This is a genomic window from Leucobacter weissii (genome assembly GCF_017565745.1).
GTDB classification, from domain to species: Bacteria; Actinomycetota; Actinomycetes; order Actinomycetales; family Microbacteriaceae; genus Leucobacter; species Leucobacter weissii.
The window spans coordinates 169,743-187,265 of the sequence record NZ_JAGDYM010000007.1; the positions used below are offsets into that span (position 1 = coordinate 169,743).

At 72.0% G+C, this 17,523-nt stretch carries 16 protein-coding genes; 7 read left to right on the forward strand and 9 right to left on the reverse strand.

All coding sequences use genetic code 11. The features are described 5' to 3' along the window. Positions 1 to 31: 31 nt before the first annotated feature. A complete protein-coding gene (locus J4H92_RS06970; RefSeq protein WP_208097561.1) occupies positions 32 to 1,186 on the reverse strand; it encodes an alcohol dehydrogenase catalytic domain-containing protein in 1,155 nt (384 codons plus the stop codon). 150 nt (positions 1,187 to 1,336) lie between these two features. On the opposite strand from J4H92_RS06970, the gene J4H92_RS06975 reads away from it, so the two are divergent. Beyond that, positions 1,337 to 2,779 (forward strand): PucR family transcriptional regulator, encoded by a 1,443-nt coding sequence (locus J4H92_RS06975; protein ID WP_208097459.1) that lies wholly within the window; start codon positions 1,337 to 1,339, stop codon positions 2,777 to 2,779. Here J4H92_RS06975 and J4H92_RS06980 read toward each other — a convergent pair. The 4 genes from J4H92_RS06980 to J4H92_RS06995 all read right to left on the reverse strand — a co-directional run bounded on the left by J4H92_RS06980 (position 2,776) and on the right by J4H92_RS06995 (position 6,611). Then, positions 2,776 to 3,477, reverse strand: a complete 702-nt coding sequence (locus J4H92_RS06980) for an NUDIX hydrolase (RefSeq protein ID WP_208097460.1) — start codon at positions 3,475 to 3,477, stop codon at positions 2,776 to 2,778. The genes J4H92_RS06975 and J4H92_RS06980 overlap by 4 nt on opposite strands. Positions 3,478 to 3,486: 9 nt before the next feature. Then, complete coding sequence (locus tag J4H92_RS06985) at positions 3,487 to 3,843, reverse strand: hypothetical protein (protein WP_341783025.1); 357 nt, start codon at positions 3,841 to 3,843, stop codon at positions 3,487 to 3,489. A gap of 20 nt (positions 3,844 to 3,863) precedes the next feature. Next, complete coding sequence (locus J4H92_RS06990; RefSeq protein WP_341783026.1) at positions 3,864 to 5,480, reverse strand: acyl-CoA carboxylase subunit beta; 1,617 nt, start codon at positions 5,478 to 5,480, stop codon at positions 3,864 to 3,866. Between the two features lie 120 nt (positions 5,481 to 5,600). Beyond that, a complete protein-coding gene (locus tag J4H92_RS06995; protein ID WP_208097461.1) occupies positions 5,601 to 6,611 on the reverse strand; it encodes a hypothetical protein in 1,011 nt (336 codons plus the stop codon). Positions 6,612 to 6,732: 121 nt separating this feature from the next. Between J4H92_RS06995 and J4H92_RS07000 the strand changes: the two genes are divergently transcribed. Next, positions 6,733 to 7,572, forward strand: a complete 840-nt coding sequence (locus J4H92_RS07000) for a biotin--[acetyl-CoA-carboxylase] ligase (protein WP_208097462.1) — start codon at positions 6,733 to 6,735, stop codon at positions 7,570 to 7,572. 131 nt (positions 7,573 to 7,703) lie between these two features. On the opposite strand, the gene J4H92_RS07005 is transcribed toward J4H92_RS07000, so the two are convergent. Continuing rightward, the gene (locus J4H92_RS07005; protein ID WP_341783027.1) at positions 7,704 to 9,137 is read right to left on the reverse strand and encodes an APC family permease; all 1,434 of its coding nucleotides are present in this window, start codon (positions 9,135 to 9,137) and stop codon (positions 7,704 to 7,706) included. Between the two features lie 44 nt (positions 9,138 to 9,181). Next, a complete protein-coding gene (locus tag J4H92_RS07010) occupies positions 9,182 to 10,855 on the reverse strand; it encodes an amidohydrolase (protein WP_208097463.1) in 1,674 nt (557 codons plus the stop codon). Positions 10,856 to 11,009: 154 nt separating this feature from the next. Between J4H92_RS07010 and J4H92_RS07015 the strand changes: the two genes are divergently transcribed. Further along, positions 11,010 to 11,738 carry a TetR/AcrR family transcriptional regulator gene (locus J4H92_RS07015; protein ID WP_243752091.1) on the forward strand — a complete coding sequence of 243 codons (729 nt, stop codon included), beginning with the start codon at positions 11,010 to 11,012 and terminating at the stop codon, positions 11,736 to 11,738. A gap of 22 nt (positions 11,739 to 11,760) precedes the next feature. Here the strand turns inward: J4H92_RS07015 and purU are convergent, their stop codons facing one another. Further along, positions 11,761 to 12,669: a formyltetrahydrofolate deformylase gene (gene purU, locus J4H92_RS07020; protein ID WP_208097464.1), complete on the reverse strand. Its 909-nt coding sequence runs from the start codon at positions 12,667 to 12,669 to the stop codon at positions 11,761 to 11,763. Positions 12,670 to 12,700: 31 nt separating this feature from the next. Beyond that, positions 12,701 to 13,381 carry a GntR family transcriptional regulator gene (locus J4H92_RS07025; protein WP_208097465.1) on the reverse strand — a complete coding sequence of 227 codons (681 nt, stop codon included), beginning with the start codon at positions 13,379 to 13,381 and terminating at the stop codon, positions 12,701 to 12,703. 139 nt (positions 13,382 to 13,520) lie between these two features. Here J4H92_RS07025 and J4H92_RS07030 point away from each other — a divergent pair, with 139 nt between their 5' ends. The 4 genes from J4H92_RS07030 to J4H92_RS07045 all read left to right on the forward strand — a co-directional run bounded on the left by J4H92_RS07030 (position 13,521) and on the right by J4H92_RS07045 (position 17,492). After that, a complete protein-coding gene (locus J4H92_RS07030; RefSeq protein WP_208097466.1) occupies positions 13,521 to 14,882 on the forward strand; it encodes an LLM class flavin-dependent oxidoreductase in 1,362 nt (453 codons plus the stop codon). After that, on the forward strand, positions 14,879 to 15,766 hold the full coding sequence (locus tag J4H92_RS07035) for a sulfurtransferase (protein ID WP_208097467.1): 888 nt from the start codon (positions 14,879 to 14,881) through the stop codon (positions 15,764 to 15,766). The genes J4H92_RS07030 and J4H92_RS07035 overlap by 4 nt, the downstream gene beginning before the upstream one ends. Positions 15,767 to 15,887: 121 nt before the next feature. Continuing rightward, on the forward strand, positions 15,888 to 16,673 hold the full coding sequence (thiM, locus tag J4H92_RS07040; protein WP_208097468.1) for a hydroxyethylthiazole kinase: 786 nt from the start codon (positions 15,888 to 15,890) through the stop codon (positions 16,671 to 16,673). Positions 16,674 to 16,676: 3 nt separating this feature from the next. After that, positions 16,677 to 17,492 carry an ABC transporter permease subunit gene (locus tag J4H92_RS07045; protein WP_208097469.1) on the forward strand — a complete coding sequence of 272 codons (816 nt, stop codon included), beginning with the start codon at positions 16,677 to 16,679 and terminating at the stop codon, positions 17,490 to 17,492. Positions 17,493 to 17,523: the final 31 nt, after the last annotated feature.

The following is a 17,523-nucleotide window of genomic DNA, read 5'->3' on the forward strand; positions in this document are numbered from 1 at the left end:
TTTGAGTGAGTGCGGTGGGTTGCGTGCGGGGTCAGGGGATCAGCAGGGTGCGGAGCACGCCGCCGGCCTCAAGGGCGTCGAGCGCCTCGGCGGCCTCGTCGAGCGGGCGCCGGCCCGAGATGAGGGAGTCGAGCTTGAGCTGACCGTCCATGTAGCGGTCGACCAGGGCGGGGATGTCGATGGACGGGCGGACCGAGCCGTAGTTCGACCCGAGGATCCGCTGGTCGGCCTCCGCCAGCACGAGGGGCTCGAACGAGGCGCGCGCCCCGGTGGGCGGCAGGCCGACGATCACGGCGGCTCCGCCGAGGCCGAGCATCCGGATCGCCTGCTCGGTGGTGCTGGTGCGGCCGATCGCGTCGAAGGCGTAGTCCACGCCGTCGGGCAGCAGGTCGAACAGCTGCTCCACGGCGTCCTTGCCGGAGCCGTCGCCCTGCGACGCGTCGATGCGCTCGGTGGCGCCGAACTGCAGCGCCATGCGCGTCTTCTCGGGGACGATGTCGATGGCGACGATCCGCTCGGCTCCGGCCAGCTTGGCACCCTGCACCACGTTGAGCCCCACGCCGCCGCAGCCGATGACGGCCACCGTGGAGCCGGGCTCGACCGCCGCGGTGTTCATGACCGCGCCGACGCCCGTGGCCACCGCGCAGCCGACGACGGCGATGACGTCGAGCGGGGCGTCGTCCCGGACCTTGATCGCGCCCGAGGCGGGCACGACGACCTCCTCGGCGAAGGACGACACGCCGAGGTAGTGGTGCAGCGGCTCGGCGGCGCTCCCGGGGTCGCCGTTCTCGATGCTCCCGCCCCCGGAGGGCAGGCTGAGGCGCGAGGTGCCGTCGAAGAGCACGCCCCGGGGAGCCACCACGGTCGCCACCTTCTGGCAGCGGGCCTCGTGGCCCTGGAGGCAGTAGCGGCACTCGCCGCAGGGCGGCACCCAGCTCAGCACGACGTGATCCCCGACCGCGAGCGAGGTGACGCCCTCGCCCAGCTCCACGACCACGCCCGAGCCCTCGTGCCCCATGATCATCGGCGCCGGAGCGTCCCATTCCCCGCGCTTGACGTGCAGATCGGAGTGGCAGACTCCCGCCGCCGCGATCTTCACCCGGACCTCGCCGGCTTTCGGTGCGGCGAGCGCCACATCGGCGATGGCGACCCGGGTCTGGGGGTTTCGGAACACGACGGCTTTCATCTTGCGATCCATCTCCTCGTTGATGACGTGCGGCACGACCGGATGCGCGTGCGGGCGACTGTGGAGATGTTACGGAGATCGGCGCACGATTGTCACTGTGCCAAATGAAGGTTTTGAACATGCTTGATCGACGAACGGTACAATTCAGTCATGACGCTCGATCTCAAAGCCGTCGTCCGCGCCGTCGGGGGCCACGTCGTCGAGCAGCGGATCCCCGCGCTCACGCCCGTCGACGGACTCGCGAAGATCCAGGACTACGTGGTGGCGGGCAACCCCGAGTTCACGACGCTCGTCACCGGAACGGTCGACGAGCTCGGGCGCCGCCTCCGCGAGGACCGCGGCAGCGGCGAGGGCGAGCTCATGCAGCGCGCGGTCTTCGTCAGCCGGGCCGACAGCATCGGCCTGCGCGGCCTTCTGGAACGGCACGGCATGACCGCGATCCTCGGCGTCGGGGCGGGAGCATCCGGCCTCCACGCCGAGATCGCGGCGCTGCTGGCGAACGACCAGGCCGCGGCGGACCGGCTCGTGACGGCGGGCACCCAGGTGCTCACCCAGGTGGCCCGCCGCGGCGGCGCCCCCGCCGTGATCGCCGAGCTGGCCCACCGCATCGGCGGCTGGGCGGTGCTGCTCGACGCCGACGGGCATCTGATCACGAGCGCCGGGGCGGGGCGCCTCCACATCGAGGACGCCGTGGCGGTCGCGCTCGGGCGACCGGTGCGCGTGCGGCATCACGGGCTGCAGACCCACCAGGTGGGATCGGACCGGGACCGTTCCGGCTATCTGGTGATCGCCTCCCGCTCGAGCGCGACCAGCCGGATCCGGGATCTCGGATCGCAGGCCGCCGCGCTCTTCGACCTCCTGCTCCAGACCAGGGATCCGTCGATCACCGAGCGGTTGGGCCGGGAGGCGCTGCTCGAGATCCTGCTCGCCGGGGGACCCCCGGCCGTCGACCTGCTCGCGCGATGGGAGATCCGCGAGGGCAGCCTCACCGCCTTCGCGCTCGGCACGCGCACGCGCACCGTCGACCTGGACCGGCTGATCAAGCGCTGGCTCGACGAGCTCGGCTCCGAGCACCTGTTCGTGAGCACCTCGGGACTGACCCAGGGCTTCGTCCCCGAGGCGCTCGTCGACGACCTGTCGGAACGGGTGACGGCGCCCACGCCGCTCACCGGCGGTGCGGTGCGGCTCGGCCTCGGCCTGCCCGCCCCCGTCGACGGGCTCCGCCGCAGCGCGGTGCAGGCCCGGCAGGCGCTCGACGCGGCGCTCGAGGATCGGCGCCCCGTGGTGCGCTACGCCGAGCTCCCCACCGTCGGACTGGTGCTCGACGGCCTCTCCGGCGAGGCGGTCGGGCACCTCGCCGGAGCGCTCGACGGGCTGCGCGAGCCCTCCGGCGAGCACGGAGCGCTCACCGAGACCCTGCGGGTCTTCCTCTCGGAGCACGGCGCGCATCGGCGGAGCGCCGCGCAGCTCGGCATCCATCGCCAGACCCTCGTCGCGCGACTCCGGCGAGCGGAGACCCTCACCGGTCTGTCGATGGACCGGGCCGATGACCGCGCCGCGGCCTGGCTCGCCCTCCGCGCGCTCGGGCGCTAGAGCGCGTCCCGCGCCTCGAGCTCGAAGGTCCGATCGCCGTCCCACGGCACCGCCCAGCCGAGGCCGTCGAAGATGCCGGAGAGGAGGATCCCGGTGAATCCCCACACGATGTGACCGCCGAACCGGGGCCCGAGCCGGAAAGCGGGGCTCCGGTGCGTCAGCCGCCCCCGCCGCAGCGTCGCCGTGCCCCGTGCCGCGGGGTCGAGCAGCTCGGCCACCGGCACGCGGAACACCTCGACCGACTCGCGGTGATCCGCGTCGACCTCGCTCGGCCGGCGCCACCATCCCAGCACCGGGGTGACGAGATTGTTGCTCACGGGGATCCTGGCCACGGGCAGTGAGCCGAGCACGTCGACCCCGCCCGGATCGAGCCCGGTCTCCTCCTGGGCTTCGCGCAGCGCGGTCGCCGCCCGATCCGCGTCGCCCGCCTCCACCCCGCCGCCGGGGAACGCGATCTCCCCCGCGTGCGTGCGCAACCCGCTCGCGCGCCGCGTGAGCAGCACATCGAGCTCCCCGGCGACGGCTGCGGCCGGCCGATCCGCGGGGACGCGATCCAGCACCCCGAAGAGGATCAGCACCGCGGAGCGGCGGAGCTCGCGGTCCGAGGGCAGCTCGAGCGGCGGAGCGAAGCCGGATCCCAGGCCGCGGCCGAGCGCTTCGACGAGTTCGCGCCGCGCAGCTTCAGCCGATTCCGCCATCCGCATACTCTACTCTCCGGCGAGCAGCTCCCCGATGCCCTCGGGGACGCGCTGGGACCGCGCCCAGGGCTCGTGCTCCCGTCGTTCGATGCGGCGCACCCGTTGGGTCTCCTCCGCCCGCACCGCGCTGAGGACGGCGATCACCGCGGCCTTCTCGTGGTCGCGGACCCCTCCGGTCACGAAGCGGAAGCCCTCTTCCGAGACGGTCTCGTCGACGGGGTTCGCCTGCTGCCGCCTCGCCGCGTCGCGCTCCGCGGCGTCCGGGGGCAGCGGATCCTCGGAACTCGCGGGAAGCGGCGCGTCCGCCCGGCGCTGTGCGAGGGCGTCGAAGATGGGGGTGCTCGGGGTGGGGGCCTGATCGTCCACGGTGCTCCTCGGTCCTCCGCCTACAGCGGGATGTTCCCGTGCTTGCGCGTCGACTGCTCGACCCGCTTGCCGCGCAGGCCCCGCAGCGCCTTCACGACCGCGAGCCGCGTGCCCGCCGGCTCGAGCACGTTGTCGAGCTCGCCCCGCTCCGCGGCGAGGAACGGGCCCGTCACATCGGCCTGATACCTGGCGGTCAGGTCCGCACGCAGCGCCTCGACGTCCTCGCCCGCGTCAGCGGCGGCCTTCAGCTCCTTGCGGTAGAGGATGTTGACGGCCCCCGCGCCGCCCATGACCGCGATCTCCGCGGTGGGCCAGGCGATGTTGAAGTCCGCGCCCATCTGCTTGGAGCCCATCACGATGTAGGCGCCGCCGTAGGCCTTGCGCGTGATGATCGTCACGAGCGGCACCGTGGCCTCGGCGTAGGCGTAGAGCAGCTTCGCGCCGCGCCGGATCACGCCCTGCAGTTCCTGGTCGGTGCCGGGCAGGTATCCGGGAACGTCCACGAGCGTGAGGATCGGGATCGAGAAGGCGTCGCAGAACCGCACGAAGCGCGCGGCCTTCTCGCTGGCGTCGATGTTCAGCGTGCCGGCCATCTGCGAGGGCTGATTGGCGATGATGCCGACGGTCCGACCCTCGACCCTGCCGAAGCCGATCAGGATATTGGGGGCGAAGAGGGGCTGCACCTCGAGGAAGTCGCCCGCGTCGAGGATCGTCTCGATCACCACGCGCATGTCGTACGGCTGATTCGGGCTGTCCGGCACGATGCTGTTCAGCCGGCGATCCGCGTCGGTGATCTCGAGCGCGGTGTCGCTGTCGTAGATCGGCGCCTCCGCCAGGTTGTTGTCGGGCAGGAAGCTGATGAGCGCTCGCGCGTAGTCGAGCGCGTCGTGCTCGTCGTTGGCCAGATAGTGGGAGACGCCGCTGGTGGTGTTGTGCGTCAGCGCACCGCCGAGCTCCTCGAAGCCGACCTCTTCGCCGGTGACCGTCTTGATGACGTCCGGGCCGGTCACGAACATGTGGCTCGTGCGGTCGACCATGATGACGAAATCGGTGAGCGCCGGCGAGTAGACGGCGCCCCCGGCCGAGGGGCCCATGACGATGGAGATCTGGGGGATCACGCCCGAGCTCGCCGTGTTCAGCCGGAAGATCCTGGCGTAGTTGCTCAGCGCGACGACACCCTCCTGGATGCGGGCGCCCCCGGAGTCGAGGATGCCGATGATGGGCGCCCCGGTCTTGAGCGCGAACTCCATCGCCTTGACGATCTTCTCTCCGGCGACCTCGCCGAGCGAGCCGCCGAAGGTCGTGAAGTCCTGCGAGTAGACCACGACCTGACGGCCGTGGACGGTCCCCGCCCCCGTCACGACGGCATCGCCGAAGGGGCGGTTGTCCTCCATGCCGAAGCCGTGGCTGCGGTGGCGCACGTACTTGTCGAACTCGACGAAGGACCCCGGGTCGAGCAGGCCTGCGATCCGCTCGCGGGCGGTCATCTTCCCGCGGGGATGCTGCTTGGCGGCGGCGGCGGCATCGCGGTCCCCGACGGCTTCCTGGTACTTGCGCCGATGGTCGGTGATCTTCTCGGCGGTCGTGGGTGCGGCCGGGGGCGCGGTCGCCCCGGGCACGGCTGTCTCTGCAGTCACGCCTGCCAGCCTAGCGCGGGAGCGGTCTCGGATATCGGAGGTAATCGCCAAAGGGTCGGGGGTTTCGCCTGTGGAACCCTCCAACGCCGGTCCCGGTCGCGCCATCTGCGGGCCCCGGCGTCAACCGGACTCCGCGCGGAGATCGCGCAGGATGCGCTCGCCGATCGTCGCGAACGCCAGTCGGTTCCGCGAGGGCACCGATCCGGCGAAGTGCCGCGCCGCCAGCTTGTACCGCACGATCTCCCGCTCATCCATCCAGCCGTGCGACGCCTTCATCGGGAGCTCGAGCACGAAGTGGGCCGATATGAGACCCGGCCAGGCCACGGCCTTCCGATCGGAGCTGAGCGGGTTGGTGCGCATCGCTCGGGTGTTGTGCAGATCCGCGGTCCCGTCGATCAGCGTCACCCGAGCGGGATCGTAGGCGGAGCGGTGCTCCGCCCGGACCGAGGTCTTCACCTGCACCCCGCGCGCCCGGCGCGCTCGGGTGTCGACGACGATGAAGTCGGCGTTGTTGCGGTGGGCGAGCCGCTCGAACTGCGGCGGCGCCGGGAGCACGACCAGCGCCGGATCGCGCCTGCTGAGGTCCAGGAGCGCGATGTACGCGTCGATCTCCGTCCCCCTGCCGATGCCCCAGGCGCGCGGGGAGTCGAGTTCTCGGTCGAAGTAGAAGTCCTCCTTCACGGCCCGCTCGCGCCCGTTCGACATCGCCAATCCCTGGGTGGCGAGCAGGAAACGCGTCCGTGTCGTGAGCATGTCGTGCATGTGCAGCGTGTGATCGAGGTCGATCAGGGCGGCCCACGACCATTGGGCGTGGCCGTTGAGGCGGTGGAAGCCCGCTTCGGCGATGAAGAGGCCGCCGAGCTTCTCGTCATCCCGGATCAGCGCCTCGACCTCCTCCAGATTGGCGTCGATGAACGCGACCGTCTCGTTGACCCAGGCCGAGTACTCCTGGCTGAGGGCGGCGAGCTCCTGCAGACGGGGAGGACGGCCCGAGAGCGTGTCGAACAGCAGCTCGCCCCAGCGCGTCGCGTAGTCGTCCGATGGGGCGAGCACCTCTGCGAATGCCGTGAATCGGGCCCGTCGGCGCGGGGCGCTGCGAGAATAGGCATCGAGAAACGCGTTCCAACGCACGTGCCGCACCCCTTCGAACCGGCCGCCGAGCGGCTGAGATCAGATGTCTTGGGAAACTTTTCCAGCACATCCTGAAGGTGGCAGGGGGAGAGCCTGGGTAAGGCCTGGCAGGATGGGGGCCATGGATCTCCCGAGAACCCGCGCGTCGCTGCCGAGAGTCGAATGGCTCGACTCGGTCGGGTCGACGAACGCCGCGCTGCGGGATCTCCTGCTGCGGGAGGAGGGCGGGCTTGCGCACGGCGCCCTCGTCGCGACGGCCGAGCAGACGTCGGGACGCGGCCGCCGGGACCGGGGGTGGACGATGCCGCCCGACACGGCGCTCGCCATCTCCGTCCTGATCCGGGACGCCGGCACCGGGGGGCTGCCCGTCAGCTGGCTGCCGCTGCTCGCGGGCTCCGCGGTGACCGCAGCGCTGCAGCCGCTGTTCCCGCCCGGCCGGCGCGTCGGGCTGAAGTGGCCGAACGACGTGCACGTGCGCGACGAGGAGGACGCCCTGCACGGGCGCCCGGGTCTCAAGCTCTGCGGGATCCTCTGCGAGGCGGTGCCTGCCGGGGGCGACGAGACGGCCGTGGTCGTCGGCATGGGGGTCAACCTGCTCATCCCGGAGTGGCAGCTGCCCTCCGAGCGCGCGACCTCCGTGCTCGCGGCCGGGGGCGACGTGGGCGGCGCCGAATCGCTCGCCGATCCCGCCGGGCGCGGGCTCGCCGATCGGGTGCTGTCGGGGGTCGCCGGGGAACTGCTGCGCATCGTGGAGCTGTCGCGCTCCGACCCGGACGCCGCGCGGCGCACGGTGACGCGCCACTCCCTGACGCTCGGCACGGAGGTGCGCGTCCACCTGCCCGACGCCCGCGTCGTGGACGGGCGCGCCCGGGCCCTCGACGACGACGGCGCGCTGATCGTGGACCTGCCGACCGGCGGCGCGCTGACCGTCACCGCCGCCGACGTCGAGCACCTCCGCTGACGTCGAGCGCTTGCTTCCGCGTCGCGTCCCCCCTCGGAAACGGGGACGCAGATGACGGTTTCGGAGCCCGAATATCCGGCATTTGCGTCCCCGAAACCTCGGGAGTCGGGGTCAGCGCGTGGTGGGCGGCGCTAGGCGCGGTCGCCCTCCAACGGATACTCCTCGCCGAGCTGGTCGATCTGCTCGGTCGTCGGCTCGGCCTCGGAGAAGTCCATCTTCGGCACCGGGCGGCGGAACCCGCCGGTGACGATCGCGATGATCACCAGGCCGACCACGATCCAGATCGCGCCGACCAGCCAGGTCAGCGGCTGCAGCGAGGTCCAGAGCCAGAAGGTCAGCCCGAAGCCGATGAGGGGGACGACGCCGTAGCGGATCACCTTTCCGGCGGTCGCCGGCTCGCGCCGCCCGCCCTTCGGGAAGAGATAGGTGCGGATCACGGAGAGGTTCACCATCGCGAAGGCCGCGAGCGCGCCGAAGCTGATCATGAACGCCACCACGTCGAGCGGGAGGAACAGCGCCGAGAGCGCGAAGACCGACACGATGCACGCGGCGACGACGGGGGTGCCGAAACGGCGGTGCAGCCGGGAGAGCGGCTTGGGCAGCATGCCGTCGCGGCCCATCGCGTAGAGGATGCGCGAGACGGAGACCTGGCCGGTCATGCCCGAGCCGAAGGCGCCCGCCACGTAGATCGCGACGAAGAGCGCCGTGAACCAGCTCGCGCCGAAGCTGTCCATGACGGTCGTGCCCGCCGCCTCGATCTGGGCGTCGTCGAGCGTCGCCCAGTCGGGGGAGAAGGCGAGAGCGCCCGTCCACGAGACCAGGATGAAGAAGAACCCGCCGACGAGGGTGGCGAGGATGATCGCGCGGGGGATGTCGCGGCGCGGCTGCTTCGCCTCCTCGGACAGCGTCGACACGGCGTCGAAGCCGAGGAAGGAGAGCGCGAGGATCGCGGCGCCCGACGCGATCGCGCCGATGCCGCCCTCGCCGAAGGTGAAGGGCTCGATCAGGCTGACGCTGCGGTCGCCGCCCAGATACTGCTTGAAGGCCAGCACGACGAAGACGATCACCAGCACCACCGAGAGCCCGATGATCACGAAGTTCGCCTTGTTCACGAGCGTGATCCCGAGCACGTTGAAGAGCAGCACGAGCAGCAGCGCGACGAGCGTGAACACCCACACCGGGATCGCCGGGAACTGCGTGTTCAGGTAGATGCCGATGAGCATGAAGTTGATCATCGGGATGAAGAGGTAGTCGAGCAGCATGACCCAGCCGGTGAGGAAGCCGGCCGTGCCCCCGAAGGACTGCTGGGTGTAGGTGTACGCCGATCCCGCCACCGGGTAGCGGCGCACCATCGCCGCGTAGCTCGCCGCGGTGAAGAGCATGGTGACCACGGCGACGATGTAGGCGGCGGGCAGGTGGCCGTCGGTGACCTGGTTGACGATGCCGTAGGTGGTGAAGACCGTGATCACGGTCATGTAGGTCACGCCGAAGAGGGTGAGGCCGGTCAGGCCGAGCGCGCGCTTGAGCCTCGGCGGTTCGGCGGCGCCGTTGATGGGGTCGGACACGATTCTCCTTCGAATGGATGGTGGGGCGGAGGGGGAGGCGGGGGTCAGCGGCCGAGCCCGGCCGGCGGAAGGGGATGGATCCGCTCGCCGGCGAGCCAGGTGCCGAGCACCTCGATCTCCGGGATCGAGGCGGGATCGACGCGCAGCGGATCGGCCGAGAGCCAGGCGGCGTCGGCCGCCATCCCGACGGCGAGCGCGCCGCGGTCGGGCGCGAGCGCCTGGCGGGCGATTCCGGTGGTGTAGGCGGCGAGCGCGGCGCCGGCGGTGATGCGCTCGTGCGGCAGCCAGGCCGGCGCGTCCGAGTCGAGATGGCTGCGGCGCAGGACGGCGGTCGAGAAGGCGGGCCGCCAGTCCTTCGTGGTCACCGGCCAGTCGCTGCCGAAGCTGACGGTCGCGCCGCCGTCGAGCACCGAGGCGATGAGGTACTGCCAGCCCTCGCGATCGTGGCCGATGTGCGGGATCGTGAGCTCGCGCATCACGGCGTCGCACTGTGCCCAGTAGGGCTCGAAGTTCGCGATGGCCCCGAGCCGGGCGAAGCGCTCGGCGTCTCCGGGCGCGAGCATCGCCACGTGCGCGATCACGTGGGCGCGATCCGCGGCGCCGGAGCGCCCGCGTCGCACCTCGTCCGGGGCGTCCTGCGCCCGCACGGCCTCGAGCGCGTCGAGCGCGAGCCGGTTGGCGGCGTCGCCGATCGCGTGGAGGTGCAGCTGGAAGCCCGCGGCGGCGAAGGAGATCGCGGCGGCGGAGAGCTCCTCGGGCGTCCAGTTCGGCAGACCGCGGTCGTCCGGGCGGTCGGCGTAGGGCGCGGTGAGCGCGGCCGTATGGTTCTCGATCACCCCGTCGACGAAGAACTTGACCGTCTCGGCGCTCAGCCGCTCGCGGCCCAGACCCCGGATCTCATCACGCACCGCGGTGAACTCGGCGACCTGATCGCGCCATCCGGCCGGATCCGCCCGCAGCGCCAGATTCACGCGCGTGTGGAGTCGCCCGGTCGCGGCGGCCACGCGATAGGTCTCGAGATCCGCCGGGTCGACCCAGGCGTCCTGCACCCAGGTCGTGCCCTGGGCGGCGTACTCGCGGGTGGCCGACTCGATCGCCGCGACGCGGGCGTCGAGCGCGAACGGCGGCGCCACCCCGGCGAGGAAATCGTTCGCCGCCGCCTCCTGCAGCGTGCCGAGCGGGCTGCCGTCCTCGCGGCGCACGATGCGGCCCAGTTCCGGATCCGGCGTCGCCGCGGTGATGCCTCCCGCGGCGAGCGCCGCCGAGTTCGCCCACGCGGTGTGGTAGTCCCAGGCGCGCAGGACGGTCGGGGTGTCGCCGGTCACCTCGTCGAGCCATCGCGCGTCGAAGCGCCCGCCGGGCGCGAAGGTCGCGTCGTAGCTCGCGCCGACGATCCATTCGGCCTCCGGATTGTCGCGCTTCCACTCGGCGACCGCTGCGATGATGCCCGCGAGATCGGACGCCTCGCGCACCCGGGGACCGGCCGCCTCGAGCCCGCCGAGCACCGGATGGGCGTGCCCCTCCCCGAGCCCGGGGATCAGCGTGCCGCCGTCGAGGTCGACGACCTCCGCCTCTGCGCTTTCGGCGAGCGCGGACGCCTCCCGGCCCAGCGCGACGACGCGCCCCGACGAGAAGGCGACGGCGTCGCTCGTCGTCGTCCGGCCGTCGCGAGACGCCTCCACCACGACGGTTCCGCCGATGAACACCGTGACACCCATACCGCTCCGCTCCTCGGCTCCGCTGCCAGCGCGGACGTTGTGCCCCCGCAGAAATAATGAACAGTGTTCGTTATTGTAGAGCATCGTGGGAGGATTGCGAACCCCGATCTCCGCCCCTCACGTGCGGTAGCCTCGGCGGGGAGAGAAGAGGTCGATGATGTCATCTGCGAATCGCGTCGCGGCGACGCGCGGATCCGGCCGGCCCAGGCAGGCCGTGCTCGACCGGGAGCTGATCCTGCGCACCGCGCTCCGCCTGCTCGACGAGCGGGGGGAGCAGGGCGCCGGCATCCGCGACATCGCGCGCGAACTGGGCGTCCGTCCGTCCGCCCTCTACAACCACGTCGCCGGTCAGGACGACATCATCGCGGGACTGCGCGAACTCGTGAGCGACCGCATCGACGTCGACGGCTTCGGCTCGTTGCCCTGGGACGCCGCCGTGCGGCTCTGGGCGCGGTCCTACCGCCGGGCCTTCGCGGCCCACCCGCCGACCATCGCGCTGCTCGCGGTCCGCCCGCTCGTCCCCGGCTCCCGGACGGGTCGGATGTACGACGCGGTGTGCGCGGGGTTCCTCGCCGCGGGCTGGCCCGAGGAGCGCGTGCTCACGGTGGTCGTGGCGCTCGAGTCGTTCATCCTGGGCTCCGCCCTCGACCAGGTCGCGCCCGACGACATGCTCGACCCCGGAGACGGTGACGACCTCCAGCACTTCCGGGCGGCCTACGCGGCCAGGGCGCGGGGGCTCGCGGAGCGCCGGGCCAGCGATGCCGCCTTCGAGACCGGGCTCGACGCGCTCCTGGCCGGGTTGGGGGCCGAACTCGCCGGCGCCGGTCCGGTGGGGGGCGCTGCGCTCTCGCCGGATGGCGGCTCGGCCGTCGGCGAAGCGTAGCGCCGCCGTCGGCGGAGCACGGTCAGCGGAAGATGATCGTGCGGTCCCCGTCGAGCAGGATCCGGTTCTCGGCGAACCAGGTGACCGCTCGGCGCAGGGTCCGGGCCTCCTCGTCCTGGCCCAGCTGCATGAGCTCGGCCGGCGAGTAGGAGTGGTCGACGCGCACGACGTCCTGCTCGATGATGGGGCCCTCGTCCAGGTCGGTGGTGACGAAGTGGGCGGTCGCGCCGATCAGCTTCACGCCGCGGGCGTGGGCCTGCCGGTAGGGGTTGGCGCCCTTGAAGCCAGGCAGGAACGAGTGGTGGATGTTGATGGCGCGCCCGGCGAGCGCCTCGCACAGCCCCGGGCTCAGGATCTGCATGTAGCGCGCCAGCACCACGAGCTCGATGCGCTGCTCCTCGACGACGTCCAGCACGCGCGCCTCGAAGGCCGCCTTGTCCTCGGCGCCCGAGATCGCGCGATGCTCGAAGGGGACGCCGTAGAAGTCGGCGATGTCGCGCGCGGTCGTGTGGTTCGAGAGGATCAGGGGCACGTCGATCCGCACTTGCCCGTTGCGCTGACGGTAGAGCAGGTCGTTCACGCAGTGGGTGGCCGTGCTCGCGAGGAGCAGGGTGCGGACCGGGCGCCCGACCGTGTCGAGACGCCAGGTCATGCGATAGCGCTCGGTCACGGGCGCGAGCGCCCGCGCGAACCGCTCCTCGAACGGGGCGGGGGCCTCCGGTCCGCCCGGCGCGACGGCTCCCACCTGCAGGCGCATGAAGAAGCGGCCCGTGTCGCGGCTGGCGAACTGCTGGCTCTCCTCGATGTTGCCGCCGGCGGCGACGACCGCGCCGCTGATGGCGTGGACGATCCCCGGTCCGTCGATGCAGGAGAGGGTGAGCACCCACTGGGGCGGCTCTGCGGAGGTTGCGATCGCGTTCACGCTGTACAAGGGTAGTGGATCATCCGCGGCGGCGACGGGCTCAGGCGCCGGCGCTCGCGAGCGCGAACGGTCTCGGGGCGGAGAGCGGTTCGTGCTCGGCGAAGTGCCTGATGCGGAGATCCCGGTCGTGCTCGAGGTGCGTCAGCATGAGCCGGTTGGCCTCCGCCCCGTCGCTCTCGCGGATCGCCTCGAATACCGCCCGGTGCTCGCTGAGGCACATCTGGAGCTCGCGCTGCCGCACGTCGCCGTAGCGCAGCATGCTCACCTTGATCTGGTCGTCGAGCCGGCCCAGCAGCTCGGTGACCGTCGAGTTGTGCGCCGCGGTGCGCACCCGCTCGTGCCAGGCGCTCAGCGTCGCCCGCACCTCGGAGGGATCCCCGGAGGTGCGCGGCCCGTAGCTGAGCTCGTGCAGGCTCGCGAGGTCGATGGGGGAGCGCCGGGCCGACGCCGCCTCGGCCGCGAACGCGTCCAGTCTCGCCCGCGCCTCGAACAGCTCGAGGATCTCCTCCTGGCTGCGGTGCGTGATGCCGTAGCCGCGCTGGGCGGCCGAGAGCAGTCCGTCCCGCTCGAGAAACGCGAGGGCCTCCCGCACCGGGGTGCGCGAGACGCCGAACTCCTCGCTCAGTGCGTTCGGCACGAGGACGGCGTCGGGGGCGTAGTGGCCCGAGGCGAGGCGAGTGCGCAGGGTGTCGTAGACCGAGGCGCGCGCGGTCGGAGCCATGGGCGGGTTCCTTTCGTGCAGGCGGTCGGGGCGGGAACGGTTTCACCATCGTATATGTCGCTCCATGTCTCCGGTGGACGGGGCATACAGTTCGACGCTTTAGTATCCAACTGAATACAGCTACTGGAGAAGGGGTCCCATGCCGACGTCGAAGAAGCGCATCCATCTCGCCGCGTTCATGAACGCGGGGCCCATGGGAACGGTGGGGTGGCGGCATCCGGAGGCCGACCCGGGCTTCCTGACCGCCGAGTACTACACCTCCGTGGCCCGCACGCTCGAGGCGGCGAAGTTCGACCTGGTATTCATCCCCGATTCGCTCGCGGTGCCGCGGAGCCTGGGTGGAAGCTTCGCCCCCGCGGTGACCCACGGCGCGGGCACGCCCCGCCTCGATCCGATCCCGGTGATCTCGATCATCTCGGCGGTCACCTCTCGACTCGGCGTGGTCTCGACGAGCTCGACCGGCTACAGCGCGCCCTACTCGGTGGCCCGCAGCTACGCCACGCTCGACCACCTGAGCGGCGGGCGGGCGGGCTGGAACGTGGTCACCAGCTTCCAGGACGCCGAGGCGCAGAACTACGGCCAGCCCGCGCTGCCGGCTCGGCCCGAGCGCTACGCCCGGGCGGAGGAGTTCCTCGAGGCGGTCACCCGGCTCTGGGACAGCTGGGGCGACGACTCGGTGATCGCCGACCGGGCGAGCGGGGTCTTCGGCGACGCGGAGACCGTGCACGCCATCGACTTCGTCGGGCGCCATCTCTCGGTGCAGGGGCCGCTCGGAGTGCCGCGGTCGCCGCAGGGCTACCCCGTCATCGTGCAGGCCGGGGCCTCCCCCGAGGGGCGCGACTTCGCGGCCCGCTGGTCGGACGTGATCTTCTGCAGCCACGACTCCCTCGAGTCGGCGGTGGAGTTCTACGCCGACGTCAAGCGCCGGGCCGCCGACCACGGGAGGGATCCCGACCAGATCAAGATCCTGCCGGCGATCGCCCCGATCCTCGCCCCGTCCCGCGCCGAGGCGGAGGAGAAGCACCGCGTCTTCGAACGGCTCGTCGATCCGGTCGCGGGTCTCTCCAGGCTGGCCTATCACATCAACTTCGACCTGACCGCCTACGACCTCGACGGTCCGCTCCCCGACATCGACGTCCAGGGGGTCCAGGGGCACTACCGGGAGGTCGTCGAGCGGGCGCGCCGCACCGGGATGACGATCCGGCAGCTCGGCAGCTGGTACGGGGCCCGCACGGAGGGGGACATGCTCGGCTCGGCCGCCGAGGTCGCCGACCGCCTCGAGCTCTGGGTGGAGGCGGGGGCCGCCGACGGCTTCATGGTGATCGCGACTCAGGTCCCGACGGCCTTCGCGGAGTTCGCCGAGCAGGTCGTCCCCGAGCTGCAGCGCCGTGGCGTGTTCCGGGAGGAGTACGAGGGCACCACGCTCCGAGAGCACCTCGGGCTCCGACGCCCGGAACGCGGGGAGTGGCGCAACCGGGCGCGGAGCGGGGGCGCGCGATGAGCGCGGCCCTGGTCGACGCCGCCGGTCTGCACGCGGACATCGAGCGGGGCCGGGCCCCGGTCATCCTCGACGCCACGGTCCTGCGCACCCCGGACGGCTACGCGTCCGGGCGCGGGCAGTTCCGTGTCGAGGGCCGCATCGTCGGGGCGCGTCACGCCGAGCTGCTGACGGAGCTCTCGGACGCGAGCTCAGGGCTGCCCTTCACCCTGCCGGCGGAGGAGCAGCTGCAGCGCGCGTTCGGGGCGCTCGGGATCGCGCCCGGGGACCGCGTGGTCGTCTACGACCGGCTCTCCGGGGCGTGGGCCGCCCGGGTCTGGTTCCTGCTCCGGGCCCTCGGGCACGCCGAGGTCGCGGTGCTCGACGGCGGCTTCGCCGCCTGGGTCCGGGACGGCCGGCCGGTCGCCTACGGCGAGACCGAGGCTCCGCCGCGGGCCCGCTACGACCTCGCGCTCGACCGCTCGTGGTTCGCGTCGAAGGAGCAGGTGCGGGGGTACGCCGAGGGCGCGGAGGCGGCGACGCTCGTGTGCGCGCTGCGCGCGGAGGAGTTCGGCGGCGAGGCCGGCGCGAACCCCCGGAGCGGGCACATCCCCCGCAGCGTCAACGTGCCGTACCTCTCGCTGCTCGACGACGAGGGCCGCATCGACCGGGGGCGCGCCGGCGAGCTCGCGGCCCGTCTCCGGGAGCGGGGCGAGCCCGTGGTGCTCTACTGCGGCGGCGGCATCAACGCGGCCGGGCTGGCGCTGGCGCTGCACGTCGCGGGCTTCGACGACGTGCGCCTGTACGACGGCTCCCTGAGCGAGTGGGCGGCCGATCCCGCACTGCCGCTGGAGCGCGGGAGCGGCGAGGGCCGGCTCGACCGGCCTCCGGGGTCCGTCGTTTTGTGACCGAATGAGACAGCCCGATTTCGTCGATGCGGGAGCTTGCGGCTTTACTGGGAGGCATCACTGCTGGACACACCTACACTCAACTGCATACAGCAGTATTCACATCTGCGGAGGAATGGAAATGGCACTGCAGGAGCTGACCTGGGAGGATCGGAACGTCCGGTCGACGCTGCGCGCCGTGCGGACGGCCCAGCCCCTCACCTACGGCCTGACGAACTACATCGCGGCCCACCAGAGCGCCAACTTCGTCCTGGCCGTCGGCGCCTCGCCGGCCATCGGCGCGATCGCGTTCGCCGCGGAGCATCTCGCATCGATCGCCGGAGGAGCGTGGATCAACCTCGCGGCGCTCATCACCGACACGCCCGAGCAACTCGTCTCCGTGGCGAGGGCCGCCGCGGGGAGCGGCACTCCGTGGGTGCTCGATCCGGTGGTCGTCGGGGCGGGCGCCCCGAGGATCGACGACTTCGCGCGCGAACTGCTCGCCATCGGTCCCGCCGTCGTGCGGGGCAACGCGAGCGAGATCATCGGGCTCGCCGGCGGCGCGGCCACGAGCAAGGGCGTCGACTCCACCGCGACACCGGAGGAGGCGCTGGAGCCCGCGGTGGCACTGGCGGCCTCGAGCGGTGCGATCGTCGCGGTCAGCGGCGAGGTCGATCTGATCACCGACGGCACGCGCTCCGTGCTGATCCCCGGCGGTCACGAGCTCCTCACCCGGGTGACGGCCACCGGCTGCGGTCTGGGCGCTCTCGTGGCGGCCTATCTCGGCAGCGGCCTCGATCCCTTCGACGCCGCTGCGGGCGCTCACGCGACGCTCGCCGAGGCCGCCGCTCGAGCGGGTCGAACGGCCCGCGGCACCGGATCGTTCGTCACCGCGCTCGTCGACGAGCTCTCGCTGCTGGAGGCGTGAGCGGTGCCGGTCGGCGCGGTTCGCCCGGCGGCGCCGGCCCGGGGGAGCCGCTCCCGCGCCGCGCCGCGGCCGTACGTCTACTGGCTGAGCCCGCTCGCCATCCTGCTGCTCTGGGCGGCGGGCTCCGCCACCGGCGCGATCGGCGGGAACGTGCTGCCCTCCCCGCTCGGCGTCGTCGAGGCGGCGGTCGACCTGACCAGCGACGGCACCCTCCCCGCGGCGATGCTCACGAGCCTCGGGCGCGTGCTCGCCGGCACCGTGCTCGGCCTCTCGATCGGCCTCGTGCTCGGCCTGCTCTCCGGCTACTCGCGGATCGGCGAGGCGGTGTTCGACCGTCCGCTGCAGATGCTCCGCGCGGTTCCCTTCAACGCGCTGCTGCCCCTCTTCATCATCGCCTTCGGCATCGGCGAGGGCATGAAAGTCCTGCTCATCGCCGTCGGCGTGCTGATCCCCATCTATCTCAATACGTATGCGGGTGTGAGGGGGGTGGACGCCAAGCTGCTGGAGCTCGCGCGGGTCTACCGCTACCCGCGGTGGATCGTCACCACCCGCATCCTCCTCCTCGGCGCGCTTCCCTCGGTGCTCACCGGGCTGCGCTTCTCGCTCGCGATCGCCTGGATCGCCCTCGTGACGAGCGAGACCGTCAACACCGACGCGGGCATCGGGTTCCTGCTCACGCAGGCCCAGCGGTTCGTGCGTCCCGAGATCGTGCTGCTCTGCATCGTCACCTACGCGGTGCTCGGCGTGCTGACCGACTGGGTGGTGCGCCTGCTCGAGTCCCGCCTGCTGCGCTGGCGCCCCTCCATCCTCGAAACCTGACCGATCCGACCCCGGGCAGCTTCGCCCATCG

Bases quoted from the DNA above. Each gene is read 5' to 3' on its own strand.
- J4H92_RS06970 (WP_208097561.1), bottom strand. From the start codon at position 1,186: ATGAAAGCCGTCGTGTTCCGAAACCCCCAGACCCGGGTCGCCATCGCC.
- J4H92_RS06975 (WP_208097459.1), top strand. From the start codon at position 1,337: ATGACGCTCGATCTCAAAGCCGTCGTCCGCGCCGTCGGGGGCCACGTC.
- J4H92_RS06980 (WP_208097460.1), bottom strand. From the start codon at position 3,477: ATGGCGGAATCGGCTGAAGCTGCGCGGCGCGAACTCGTCGAAGCGCTC.
- J4H92_RS07000 (WP_208097462.1), top strand. From the start codon at position 6,733: ATGGATCTCCCGAGAACCCGCGCGTCGCTGCCGAGAGTCGAATGGCTC.
- J4H92_RS07010 (WP_208097463.1), bottom strand. From the start codon at position 10,855: ATGGGTGTCACGGTGTTCATCGGCGGAACCGTCGTGGTGGAGGCGTCT.
- J4H92_RS07015 (WP_243752091.1), top strand. From the start codon at position 11,010: ATGATGTCATCTGCGAATCGCGTCGCGGCGACGCGCGGATCCGGCCGG.
- J4H92_RS07025 (WP_208097465.1), bottom strand. From the start codon at position 13,381: ATGGCTCCGACCGCGCGCGCCTCGGTCTACGACACCCTGCGCACTCGC.
- J4H92_RS07030 (WP_208097466.1), top strand. From the start codon at position 13,521: ATGCCGACGTCGAAGAAGCGCATCCATCTCGCCGCGTTCATGAACGCG.
- J4H92_RS07035 (WP_208097467.1), top strand. From the start codon at position 14,879: ATGAGCGCGGCCCTGGTCGACGCCGCCGGTCTGCACGCGGACATCGAG.
- thiM (WP_208097468.1), top strand. From the start codon at position 15,888: ATGGCACTGCAGGAGCTGACCTGGGAGGATCGGAACGTCCGGTCGACG.